The following is a 12432-nucleotide window of genomic DNA, read 5'->3' on the forward strand; positions in this document are numbered from 1 at the left end:
CACCGCCAAAGCTGTAAGAAAAAACCTTTCAGCGCTTACTTCAATGACAAATTGCAGACAAAAAAATGCCCGGCAAGCCGGGCAAGTTTTTCAATGCGCGTGCTTACAAGTTGTAGCCGCGTTCGTTGTGAAGCGCCAGATCGATGCCGACAGCCTCTTCTTCTTCGGTGATACGCAGGCCCATGACGGCGTCGAGTACCTTGAGAATGATGAAAGTGACGATCGCGGTGTAGATCACCGTGAAGCCCACGCCTTTGCACTGAATCCACACTTGTGCGGCGATGTCGGTCACGGTGCCGAAGCCACCCAGCGACGGTGCAGCGAACACACCGGTCAGGATCGCGCCGAGGATACCGCCGATACCATGCACGCCAAAGGCGTCGAGGGAATCGTCATAACCGAGTTTGCGCTTCAGGGTGGTGGCGCAGAAGAAGCACACCACGCCTGCAGCCAGACCGATCACCAGTGCGCCCATCGGGCCAACGGTGCCCGCGGCCGGAGTGATGGCGACCAGGCCGGCAACCACACCCGAGGCGATGCCCAATGCGCTTGGTTTGCCGTGGGTGATCCACTCGGCGAACATCCAGCCCAGTGCGGCGGCGGCGGTGGCGATCTGGGTCACCAGCATCGCCATGCCGGCAGTGCCGTTGGCCGCAGCGGCGGAACCAGCGTTGAAACCGAACCAGCCGATCCACAGCATGGCCGCGCCCATCAGGGTGTAACCGAGGTTGTGCGGCGCCATCGGGGTGGTCGGGAAGCCTTTGCGCTTGCCCAGTACCAGGCAGGCGATCAGACCGGCCACACCGGCGTTGATGTGCACCACGGTGCCACCGGCGAAGTCGAGTACGCCCCAGTCCCACATCAGGCCGCCGTTGCCGGACCAGACCATGTGCGCGATCGGCGCATAAACCAGGGTGAACCAGATGCCCATGAAGATCAGCATCGCGGAGAACTTCATCCGCTCGGCGAATGCACCGACGATGAGCGCCGGGGTGATGATGGCAAAGGTCATCTGGAAGGTGATGAACACCGCTTCAGGGAATAGCGCCGCCGGGCCGGTCAGGCTGGCTGGCGTGACCCCGGCGAGGAAAGCCTTGCCCATGCCGCCGAAGAACGAGTTGAAGTTGACGACGCCCTGCTCCATGCCGGTGGTGTCGAACGCGATGCTGTAGCCATAAATGACCCACAGGACGCTGATCAGACCGGTAATGGCGAAGCACTGCATCATCACGGAAAGAATGTTTTTCGACCGAACCATGCCGCCGTAGAACAGCGCGAGGCCGGGAATGGTCATGAACAGCACGAGGGCTGTCGAGGTCATCATCCAGGCGGTGTCGCCGGAGTTGAGGACTGGGGCTGCCACTTCGTCTGCCGCCATGGCCAGGCCGGGCATTACGAGGGACAACAGGGCTCCTAGCCCTGCGATTTTACGCAGAGTCATATTGTTTTCTCCTGGGGCGTTGGGTTTGTGGCGGCTTAGATTGCGTCGGTATCGGTTTCGCCGGTACGGATGCGAATCGCCTGTTCCAGATTGACCACGAAGATCTTGCCGTCACCGATCTTGCCGGTGTTGGCGGCCTTGGTTATCGCTTCGATAACCCGGTCGAGATCCTTGTCGTCAATGGCGACATCAATCTTCACCTTTGGCAGGAAATCGACCACGTACTCCGCGCCACGATACAGCTCGGTGTGACCCTTCTGCCGACCGAAGCCTTTGACTTCAGTAACGGTAATGCCCTGCACGCCGATCTCGGACAACGACTCGCGCACGTCGTCCAACTTGAACGGCTTGATGATGGCAGTGACTAGCTTCATGAAAACTCTCTCCCGAATTGGTGGACTTGCCCCAGGAAAACAAACCCGTCTCAAGTCTAAGCGCAGTGCCTGGCTTTGTAACGCATCGTCGGCTCTGACTTGCCCGTCCGACGCCAGTTAACCGCTCCTTGCGAAACACTTCCCCCGTTTCGCCTGGCGCACTGCATTCGTCACAGCGACTGCATCAGTGCATGGGTCACTAGCGTCTAAGCAGAAAGCTTGCCATCTCCGCAAAATCCTCTGTTTTCAAGCCCTTGCTCGCAGATGACCAGATCATCACCACAACGCCCGACGCGATACGCACAACAACGGTGCGATGCCGTCCGTCCGCATGCGCGAAAAGCGTGCATCCATTGCCCACGAAAATGACTATAGACACTGCGTGATACACTGCCTGCCATTGTTATCAGGACCTCTTCCCATGCTCGCGCCCAAAGACTTCCTCGACGCCCTGACCGGCACCGCCTCCCGCCTCTTCAGTGGCGACACGCCTCTGCCGAAAGCTGAAATCGAAAGTCAGTTCAAAATGTTGCTGCAGAGCGGCTTCAGCAAACTGGATCTGGTGAGTCGCGAAGAGTTTGATAGCCAGATGGTGGTGCTGGCGCGCACGCGGGCACGGTTGGAAGCGCTTGAAGCGAAGGTTGCGGAACTGGAAGCGAGGCTCACTCCTCCAGCCGAGTGACGCCGCAAGCCCTGTAAGAGCGAGCCTGCTCGCGATTGAAGGTCGGAACGACCTTCCGCTTCGCTTGCAGGAGCTGCTGCAGGCTCCGATCTATTGATCCCAAACCCGGCATCCCAGAATGGCTCGCAACATCCCGTGAAATTTTGCCTTCACTCCCGCCACGCGAAACTCTCATCTCCTGACTACCCTTGAAGAACCGCAGGAAGCGGCCCCTGTACATTTCAAGGAACACCATGTCCCTCTCAATCGTCCACAGTCGCGCCCAGATTGGCGTGGAAGCCCCCGCTGTCACCGTCGAAGTCCACCTGGCCAACGGCTTGCCCTCCCTGACCATGGTCGGGCTGCCCGAGGCGGCGGTGAAGGAGAGCAAGGATCGGGTGCGCAGCGCGATCATCAATTCCGGGCTGCAGTTTCCGGCGCGGCGGATCACCTTGAATCTGGCTCCGGCGGATCTGCCCAAGGATGGCGGGCGGTTTGATCTGGCGATTGCTTTGGGGATTCTGTCGGCGAGTGTGCAGGTGCCATGTCTGACACTGGACGAGGTGGAATGCTTGGGCGAGTTGGCGTTGTCAGGAGCGGTACGGCCGGTACGCGGCGTGCTGCCGGCAGCACTGGCGGCGCGCAAGGCTGGTCGTGCGCTGGTGGTACCGCGAGCGAATGCCGAGGAGGCGTGTCTGGCCTCGGGGTTGAAGGTCTACGCCGTGGATCATTTGCTGGAAGCGGTGGCGCATTTCAACGGGCATACGCCGGTTGAGCCGTATGTGTCTGACGGGTTGATGCATGCCAGCAAGCCTTATCCCGACTTGAATGAAGTGCAGGGGCAACTGGCTGCCAAACGGGCATTGCTGATTGCTGCTGCGGGGGCGCATAACCTGTTGTTCAACGGGCCTCCGGGAACCGGTAAAACATTGTTGGCCAGCCGGTTGCCGGGGCTGCTGCCACCCCTGGCCGAGAGCGAGGCTTTGGAGGTGGCGGCGATTCAGTCAGTTGCCAGTGGCGCGCCGCTGACTCATTGGCCGCAGCGCCCATTCCGTCAACCGCACCACTCGGCATCGGGGCCAGCCTTGGTTGGTGGCAGCTCGAAACCGCAACCCGGCGAAATAACCCTGGCCCACCACGGCGTGCTTTTTCTGGACGAACTGCCGGAATTTGATCGCAAGGTATTGGAGGTATTACGCGAGCCGCTGGAGTCCGGGCATATCGTCATTGCCCGGGCCAAGGATCGCGTACGTTTTCCGGCACGCTTCCAGTTGGTAGCGGCGATGAATCCGTGCCCCTGCGGATATCTTGGCGAGCCGAGCGGCAAGTGTTCGTGCACGCCGGACATGGTGCAGCGCTATCGCAACAAGTTGTCAGGACCGCTGCTCGACCGAATCGATCTACACCTGACGGTGGCGCGTGAAGCGACGGCGTTGAACCCGCAGGTGAAGCCTGGAGAAGACAGTGCCAGCGCCGCTGCTTTGGTGGCAGAGGCTCGAGAACGACAGCAGAAACGCCAGGGTTGTGCCAACGCGTTTCTCGATCTGCCGGGGCTGAAGCGACACTGCCAGTTATCCACAGCTGATGAGAAATGGCTGGAGTCAGCCTGTGAACGGCTGACATTGTCGCTGCGTTCGGCGCATCGTTTACTCAAGGTCGCCCGGACACTGGCCGACCTTGAGCAAGTCGATACCATCAAACGTGAGCACCTTGCCGAAGCGCTGCAATACCGGCCAGCGACGCCTTAATGTTCGGTCAGGTCAACCAGCGGTGTCTGCCGCAATTCGGTTTCTCTCCCGGCCTGAATCTCGGTCACACGCTTCAAGGCGTTATCCACAGCGTCTTTGTCCGCGAGCAGGCTGTAGCTGATCTGAAACTGTTTGTGTTCCTTCGATGCAATGGTAGGCACCAGATTTAGCGGTCGCTGATAGCGACGGTTGTAGGAAAAACTGGTACCCGGTTCAAGGCCGGTGACATAGCCCTGCCCTTGGGTATCGGTGTTTTTCCAAAGGGAAAATACGGGCAACTGCTGGGTATTGAAGCCAACGGAAACACCGAGGCTTCCAGCCTGGTTGTGCAAAACAGTCAGGGTTTCGCCTTTGGCGTCAGCATAGGGCACGACGTTATAGACGGTTTCGTCGTAATCCTTGGTCGGCCCGCGATATGTATTCCAGTCCGCCAGATCGCCCTTGGCCTTGTCGTTGAAGGGCGAAACCTGTTTAACCGGCGCGGCAAAACGTGCGCCCTGCTCAAGGAACGGCCTACTGAAGTTGCTGTGGTAAAGCGTCTGGTATTCCTTTGGATAATCGCCGTTGTTGGTCAGCGTATCGTTGAGTACGAAACGCACGCTGCCGGGCTGGGTGACCAGTTCAGTGACAACCGAAAAGTCGACTTTCTTGAAGGCCTGCTCTTTCAGCTCGCCGCGAAGGCTGATGGCGTAGGGTGGTTTTTCGTCGATGTGCAGCGTGACGGTACTGGCCGGGATGTTGGCAGCGCGACCGTGCAACGTCAGCAGCTCACCATTGTCCATGCCGGGATGGCCGACCCATTCGTAACCGCAGCGGGTCACCAGTTCATTGAAGCCTTCCAGCCAGCCCAGACCACCGCGCCCGCTGAGTTCGATGAAGGCCGGATTGACCACGTCCTTGACGGGCGAATCCCAACCCATGCGCACGTTGCCAACAGAGGCGTGCAGGACATTCATGCCCCGGGTCGGCACCACCGAGAGTTTCATTGTGCCGTTATCGATATCAACGATGCTGACACCTTCCTGCCGCCCACCGTGCAACGTGCGCAGGCTCACGGAAAAGGGTTTATCGATTTTCACGCCAAGCTGCTCACTGGTGATGGTCCAGTTTTGCGCGGGCTTGTCAGCATCGAGAAGGACGTAATCCCAGGCCATGGCGTGGGTAGCAGCGGACAGCGCGCCGAGGGCGACGGCAAGTTTGAGCGGGGACATGGCAGCAGCCTTTATTGGAGTTGTGCCATTTTTATAGCGCTGCGGAAACGTTTCAGCAAGTAAGAAAAACAGGTTTGACGCTGCGATAACTCAACAATCGACACTGATGCCTTCGCGAGCAGGCCCTCAGCCTATCCTGTGTAATACGGACGGTGTGAGGGCGAGTTCGCACGCAAAGTCTATGTCAGCAACACCTCACCGAAACCGATCAACCTCGGAACGCAGATCCGCCGCCAGTTTCTCCAGCTCTTTGGCGGTCACTGCCAGATTGGCCACCACTTCACGCTGTTCACTGTTGGCCAACGCAATGCTCTGCAAATTGCTGCTGAGCAAGGTCGCGGTGCTGCTCTGCTCTTGGGTCGCCGTGGTGATCGCAGCGAATTGCTGGCCGGCCGAGCGACTTTGTTCGTCGATGCGCGCCAATGCCGTAGCGACGTTGGCGTTACGCGACAAGCCTTCCTGCATCAGCACGTTGCCCTGCTCCATGGTGCTAATGGCATTGCCGGTTTCCTGCTGGATGCTCTGGATCATGCCGGAGATTTCGTCAGTCGCCTGGCGGGTACGGGATGCCAGGTTACGGACTTCGTCGGCCACCACGGCAAAGCCACGACCCTGCTCGCCGGCGCGGGCGGCTTCGATCGCCGCGTTCAGCGCCAGCAGGTTGGTCTGTTCGGCAATCGAGGTAATCACGCCGACGATGCCGCCGATTTCCTGGGAGCGCTGACCCAGGGTGTTGATCACCGTTGCAGTGCTGTTCAATGCCCCGGCGATTTGCTCCAGAGACGAGGACGCTTCATCCATCGACGTGCGACCAATTTGCGTCTGTTGCGCATTTTCCTGAGCCAGACGCTGGGTGTTGCCCATGTTGTCGGCGATGTTCAGGGACGTGGCGCTGAATTCTTCGACGGCACCGGCCATGCTGGTGATCTCGCCCGACTGCTGCTCCATGCCTTCGTAGGCACCACCGGACAGCCCCGAGAGCGCCTGGGCACGACTGTTGACCTCTACCGAGGCCTTGCGGATGTGCTCGACCATCGTCGACAGCGCCTGGCTCATTTGGTTGAAGGCGCGGGCCAGTTGACCGATCTCGTCGTTGCTCGACACGTTCAAGCGCACGCTCAAATCACCGGCACCCAATGCTTCGGCCTGACGCACCAGATCACCCAACGGCGCGAGTTTGCTGCGCAACAACCAGACCGCCGAACCCACCGCAATCAGCATCGCCAGCAAACTGCCGATTGCCAACTGAATACCGACGCTCCAGGTCACGGCGCTGATTTCGGTTTTCGGCATGCTCGCCACCACCGACCACGGCCCCCCCTCGAACGGCACGGCGATGCTGTAGAAGTCTTCGGTCTTGTCGCTCCAGAACTCGCCTTTACCCGGGGTTTTCGCCAGCTCATTGATGGCCGGGACAGCCTGGTCCAGGGCTTCTACACCGGCAATCGGCACCAGCCATTTGTTTTGCTCATCCAGCAGCGCCAGCGAACCGGTCTGGCCGATGCGGAAGCGCTTGAGGTTTTCGAACTGGGCCTTCTGCGCATCGGTGTAATCAAAACCTACGTACAACACCGCGAACACCTTGCCGCTGCTGTCACGCAGCGGCGTGTACTGCGACATGTAAAAACGTTCAAAAAGCAGGGATCGACCGACGAAGCTCTGCCCCGCCATCAATCGAGCATAGGCCGGGTTCGCATGATCGAGCACCGTACCGATGGCGCGGCTGCCGTCCTGCTTGGTGACGTTGGTGCTGACGCGAATGAAGTCTTCGCCGCTGCGCACGAACACCGTGGCCACACCCGCGGTCATCTGCTTGAACTCATCAACTTCCTTGAAGTTGTTGTTGAGCACTTCGCTTCCCAGGTGCAGGCCCGGCGTCTGCGTGCCCGCCACATTCACCGGTTCATCCGGGTGCACGGTAAGGCCCGCGCTGAAGCGCTTCTCGAACAGCCCTGCCAGGCGTTGGGTGCTTTCGCGCAATGTGCCGTGGAAAGTACTCAACTGATCGGCCAGCAATCGGGCCTCACTGGCCAAGTGCTCTTCGCGGGTCGCCAGGTTGGCCGTGTCCAGCGAACGCAGGGCGAACAAAGTACTGCCGGTGATGACAATGGCCAGTATCACGGCAAGCGCGAGACCAAGCTGTGAGGCGATCCGGGCACGAGGTTGAGACATGACAGCTCCTGGCCGAGCGACTGGATCATCCCGACCCCAATGCTCAGCAACATTTCTAATAATGGACAATATGTCGAACCTGCACGAAGGTCCTAACATGCAGATTTTCGGCGGCAAATCGAGATACTTGAGTAATTCGCCGGGATATAGCTTAAAGCCATCATCCAGGCAGCTCTATCGATTCAGCTCAATCGGTGGACATCCGGCAATTCCATGGCTCGTACTTCGCTCTGCAGGAAGTCGCCAAGACGGCGCAAACGTTCGCCTCCCGGGCGCGTTTTTGGCCAGACAAGGTAATAATGCTCACCGCTGGCGACGGCCGTCGGCCACGGCAGACTCAACCGCCCCTGGGCGACATCTTCCGCCACCATCAGCAGATCCCCCATGGAAACACCGTATCCTCGAGCGGCGGCGATCATGCCCAACTCCAGCGTGTCGAAGACCTGCCCACCCTTGAGCGACACTTGATCGGTCAGGCCCATATGCTCCAGCCAATTGCGCCAGTCGCGCCGATCGGGCGTTGGATGTAAGAGTTCGGCACTGGCCAGACGCGCTACGTCCCAGGGTTGATCCTTCAGAAGATTCGGTGCGCCCACAGGAATGAGTTCTTCAGGGAACAGGAAACTTGCCTCCCAGTCCGGAGGAAAGTTCCCGTTGCTGAGGATGACAGCGCAGTCGAACGGTTCATGGTTGAAATCCACCGAATCAACGTCCATCCAGGCACTGGTCAATTGCACTTCATTACCCGGTTGCAGGTGCCGAAATCGACTGAGCCGCGCCAGCAGCCAGCGCATGGTCAGGGTCGACGGCGCCTTCATGCGCAGGATGTCATCTTCGGCGCGCAGGGTATTGCAGGCTCGCTCAAGTGCTGTGAAGCCCTCGCGTATGCCCGGCAGGATCAGTCGCGCCGATTCGGTCAGTTGCAAGTTGCGGCCACTGCGATGGAACAAGCGACAGGCAAAATGCTCCTCGAGGGTACGAATATGCCGACTCACGGCACTTTGGGTAATCGACAGTTCTTCGGCTGCGCGGGTAAACGAACTGTGCCGCGCCGCCGCTTCGAATGCGCGCAGGGCATACAAGGGAGGAAGACGACGTGACATTGGGAATGCTCCTACAGCGGGACTTGGCCACCCTAGCAGAAACTCTGCAGCATGAGTTTGAATCATGCCATCCATCCTTTTTATCCCTTTGTGCAAACCCCGTGAAGCGCCGAGAATCGGTGCTTTCCTCTTCACGTTGATGATCGAGCCTGATGACCATGCAGCATCCAGCACGAACTGAACTCTGGGCCATCCTGCGGCTGGCGGGGCCGTTGATTGCCTCACAGTTGGCGCACATGCTGATGGTGCTCACCGACACCTTGATGATGGCCCGCCTGAGTCCCGAGGCGCTGGCCGGTGGCGGGCTGGGTGCGGCGACCTATTCGTTCGTGTCGATTTTCTGCATTGGCGTGATCGCGGCGGTCGGCACACTGGTGGCGATCCGTCAGGGCGCGGGCGACATTCTTGGCGCGGCCCGACTGACCCAGGCCGGAGTGTGGTTGGCCTGGCTGATGGCGCTGGGCGCCGGGTTACTGCTGTGGAACCTCAAACCGGTGTTGCTGCTGTTCGGCCAGACCGAGAGCAACGTACAAGCGGCGGGGCAATTTCTGATCTTTTTGCCGTTCGCCCTGCCCGGTTATCTGAGTTTCATGGCCTTGCGCGGCTTTACCAGCGCCATCGGCCGCGCGACACCGGTGATGGTTATCAGCCTGGGCGGCACGGTGGCCAACTTCCTGCTCAACTACGCGTTGATCACCGGCATGTTCGGCCTGCCGAAACTCGGTTTGATGGGCATCGGCCTGGTCACCGCGATTGTCGCCAACCTCATGGCCCTGGCGCTGGCATGGCACATTCGCCGGCATCCTGCGTACGAGGCGTATCCGCTGCGCCAGGGGTTGCTGCGGCTCAACCGACAGTATCTGAAGGAACTGTGGCGACTGGGTCTGCCGATTGGCGGCACCTATGCAGTGGAAGTCGGACTGTTTGCGTTCGCGGCGTTGTGCATGGGCACCATGGGCAGCACGCAACTGGCGGCGCACCAGATTGCCCTGCAAATCGTCTCGGTGGCGTTCATGGTCCCGGCGGGCATTTCCTACGCCATCACCATGCGTATCGGTCAGCATTACGGCGCCGGGCAATTGCTCGATGCGCGACTGGCCGGCCGGGTCGGCATCGCCTTCGGTGCGGCGGCGATGCTGTGTTTCGCAATGGTCTTCTGGCTGCTGCCGAATCAGTTGATCGGCCTGTTCCTGGACCACAACGACCCGGCGTTCCGTGAAGTCATCAATCTGGCCGTGAGCCTCTTGGCGGTAGCGGCGTGGTTCGAGCTGTTCGACGGCACGCAAACCATTGCCATGGGCTGCATTCGCGGGCTCAAGGATGCCAAGACCACGTTCCTGGTCGGCCTGGGATGCTATTGGCTGATCGGCGCACCGGCCGCATGGTGGATGGCGTTCCATTTGAACTGGGGGCCGACGGGCGTCTGGTGGGGCCTGGCGCTGGGACTGGCTTGCGCGGCGGTCAGTTTGACGCTGGCGTTTGAGTGGAAGATGAAGCGGATGATTCGGCGGGAGCCAACACTTGAGGAAGGTTTCCGGATGGCTCAACCTGACTGAAATCCCCGGGGATTGTGTGGCGAGGGAGCTTGCTCCCGCTCGGCTGCGCAGCTGTCGCAAAGCTTTTGGGGTCGCTGCGCGACCCAGCGGGAGCAAGCTCCCTCGCCACCCAAAGCGCGTTCCTGCAAACGGTTACACCACCACTTCCAGCGCCGGCTGCTGACTGCTACCAAACATCAGGTACTCCACCAGATCCGCCAGCGCCAACGGCTTGCTGATCAGATAGCCCTGCACTTGATCGCATTCGAACCCGCGCAACAATTCCAGTTGCTCTGGCGTTTCCACGCCTTCGGCGACGACTTCGAGATTGAGGTTGTGCGCCAGGTTGATCATCGCGTGGACCAGTTTGCGGTTCTCTTCGCGCTGTTCCATGCCGCCGACAAAGCTCTTGTCGATCTTCAGCAAAGTGATCGGCAGGCTGTTGAGGTGCACGAACGATGAGAACCCGGTGCCGAAGTCGTCGAGGGAGAAGCGCACGCCCAGACGCCCGAGGGCATCCATGGTTTGCTTCACCAGATCGCTACGACGCATCACCGCGGTTTCGGTCAATTCGAATTCCAGCCACTGTGCCTCGACGCCGCGCTCGGCAATCAACCGGCTCAAGGTCGAAAGCAACTGGCTGTCCTGGAATTGACGGAACGACAAGTTGATCGCCATGTGCAACGGTGGCAAACCCAGCTCCAGCAATGCCTGCATGTCACGCAGGGCACGGGAAATCACCCAGTAACCCAGCGGCACGATCAGGCCGCTTTGTTCGGCCAGCGGCACGAATTCGCTTGGCGGCAACAACCCGCGTTCAGCGTGACGCCAGCGCACGAGCGCTTCGAGACCGACGATCTGCCCGTCCTCAAGGTTCAGGCGTGGCTGGTAATGCAGTTCCAGCTCATCGCGGCGCAACGCCCGGCGCAGCTCGGTTTCGAGATCGGCAATGCTGCGGGCATTGCGATTGATGCGTTCGTTGAAGATGTGGAAGGTGCAGCCTTGAGTGCTCTTGGCCTGCTGCATGGCAATGTGCGCGTGCCACATCAACGGGTCGGCACCGGCTTGGGCACGGGCGTGGGCGATGCCCAGGCTGGAGCCGATCAACAGGCTTTCGCCATCGACCCAATAGGGCTCGGCCAGCGCTTCGGTGATGCGTTCGGCCATCCACTCGGCGCGTTGAGGGGCGCGGCGGGTGTCGATCAGCAGCGCGAACTCATCGCTGCCCAGCCGCGCCAGTTGATCACCGGCTTCGAGCTGGCTTTTGAGCCGGGCGACCACTTGCAGGATCAACCGGTCGCCCGCCTGATGGCCGAGGGCGTCGTTGGCATGACGGAAGTTATCGAGATCGAGATGCCCGAGCGCCAGGCCGCGACCGTCGTTTTCCGCCAGGCGCGCCGTCAGGAGGGTCTGGAAGCCCTGGCGGTTGGCGATGCCGGTGAGCGGATCTTGCTCGGCCAGGCGTTGCAGAGTGGTCTCCAGCACGCCGCGCTCACGCACATGCCGCAAGCACCGGCGCAGCATGCCGGGGTCGAGATGGTCGCGAACCAGCCAGTCGCTGACGCCGTCGGGCGGTGTGAGCGGCTCGTGCTCAAGCAGCAACACCGTCGGCAGACAGCAACGGCCCGGCGCCGGCTGAAGAGCCGGGATCGTCAATAACACCGCACTGCGGTTGTCATCGAACAGACTGCTGACCGACTCCCAACTCGGCGCGCTGATGAGCACGGCCGAGCTCCCCATCGGAGCCAGACACTCGCGCAACAACGCTGCCCACGCTGGCTCTTCGGCCAGTAGCAGCAAACGCAAGGGTTCGACAGGCGTAGACAAGCTAGCTCCCTAGACTCTGCAAAGATGTAGGCGACGGGCATTATGCCGTGCCGACAACTAATGACAATGACATCAGTTATCAAACGAGGTCTTTGTATCCGGAATTACGAACATTAGACGCAAATCCGTTGCGCATCCTGCGTGAAAGTAACAAAAGCGGCAATTAGAGATCGCGTGTTGCGTCACAAGTCGGAGAGAGCAGCACAATTTGCTGAGCCTGTTAAAATGCCGGCCCATTTCGTGACTGACTCCTGAATTTACCTATGTCCCGACTCAATCCCCGGCAGCAAGAAGCCGTGAGCTACGTCGGCGGCCCTCTTTTGGTGCTCGCCGGTGCAGGCTCCGGCAAGACCAGCGTGA

9 protein-coding genes are annotated in these 12432 nt (G+C 60.1%); 3 read left to right on the forward strand and 6 right to left on the reverse strand.

All coding sequences use genetic code 11. The features are described from left to right. Positions 1-103: 103 nt before the first annotated feature. Positions 104-1441: an ammonium transporter gene (locus tag D8U18_RS08390; protein WP_056854130.1), complete on the reverse strand. Its 1338-nt coding sequence runs from the start codon at positions 1439-1441 to the stop codon at positions 104-106. 35 nt (positions 1442-1476) lie between these two features. Then, positions 1477-1815, reverse strand: a complete 339-nt coding sequence (gene glnK / locus D8U18_RS08395; protein WP_002555808.1) for a P-II family nitrogen regulator — start codon at positions 1813-1815, stop codon at positions 1477-1479. Positions 1816-2236: 421 nt separating this feature from the next. Between glnK and D8U18_RS08400 the strand changes: the two genes are divergently transcribed. Both D8U18_RS08400 and D8U18_RS08405 read left to right on the forward strand, forming a co-directional pair. Next, complete coding sequence (locus D8U18_RS08400; RefSeq protein ID WP_130903811.1) at positions 2237-2497, forward strand: accessory factor UbiK family protein; 261 nt, start codon at positions 2237-2239, stop codon at positions 2495-2497. A 233-nt stretch (positions 2498-2730) separates the two neighbouring features. Then, the gene (locus D8U18_RS08405) at positions 2731-4224 is read left to right on the forward strand and encodes a YifB family Mg chelatase-like AAA ATPase (RefSeq protein ID WP_056854139.1); all 1494 of its coding nucleotides are present in this window, start codon (positions 2731-2733) and stop codon (positions 4222-4224) included. Here D8U18_RS08405 and D8U18_RS08410 read toward each other — a convergent pair. The 3 genes from D8U18_RS08410 to D8U18_RS08425 all read right to left on the reverse strand — a co-directional run bounded on the left by D8U18_RS08410 (position 4221) and on the right by D8U18_RS08425 (position 8710). After that, entirely contained in the window at positions 4221-5435 is a 1215-nt protein-coding gene (locus D8U18_RS08410) for an aldose 1-epimerase family protein (RefSeq protein ID WP_131107435.1), read from the reverse strand. The genes D8U18_RS08405 and D8U18_RS08410 overlap by 4 nt on opposite strands. 195 nt (positions 5436-5630) lie before the next feature. After that, on the reverse strand, positions 5631-7607 hold the full coding sequence (locus D8U18_RS08415) for a methyl-accepting chemotaxis protein (protein WP_131107436.1): 1977 nt from the start codon (positions 7605-7607) through the stop codon (positions 5631-5633). Positions 7608-7789: 182 nt separating this feature from the next. Beyond that, on the reverse strand, positions 7790-8710 hold the full coding sequence (locus tag D8U18_RS08425) for a LysR substrate-binding domain-containing protein (RefSeq protein ID WP_056854142.1): 921 nt from the start codon (positions 8708-8710) through the stop codon (positions 7790-7792). A gap of 158 nt (positions 8711-8868) precedes the next feature. Between D8U18_RS08425 and D8U18_RS08430 the strand changes: the two genes are divergently transcribed. After that, positions 8869-10266 carry a NorM family multidrug efflux MATE transporter gene (locus D8U18_RS08430; RefSeq protein WP_056854373.1) on the forward strand — a complete coding sequence of 466 codons (1398 nt, stop codon included), beginning with the start codon at positions 8869-8871 and terminating at the stop codon, positions 10264-10266. Positions 10267-10398: 132 nt separating this feature from the next. Here D8U18_RS08430 and D8U18_RS08435 read toward each other — a convergent pair whose 3' ends face one another. Continuing rightward, a complete protein-coding gene (locus D8U18_RS08435) occupies positions 10399-12072 on the reverse strand; it encodes a bifunctional diguanylate cyclase/phosphodiesterase (protein ID WP_130903808.1) in 1674 nt (557 codons plus the stop codon). Between the last annotated feature and the right edge of the window lie 360 nt (positions 12073-12432).

The sequence above is a fragment of the Pseudomonas sp. Sample_10 genome (assembly GCF_004321495.1).
Lineage (GTDB): Bacteria > Pseudomonadota > Gammaproteobacteria > Pseudomonadales > Pseudomonadaceae > Aquipseudomonas.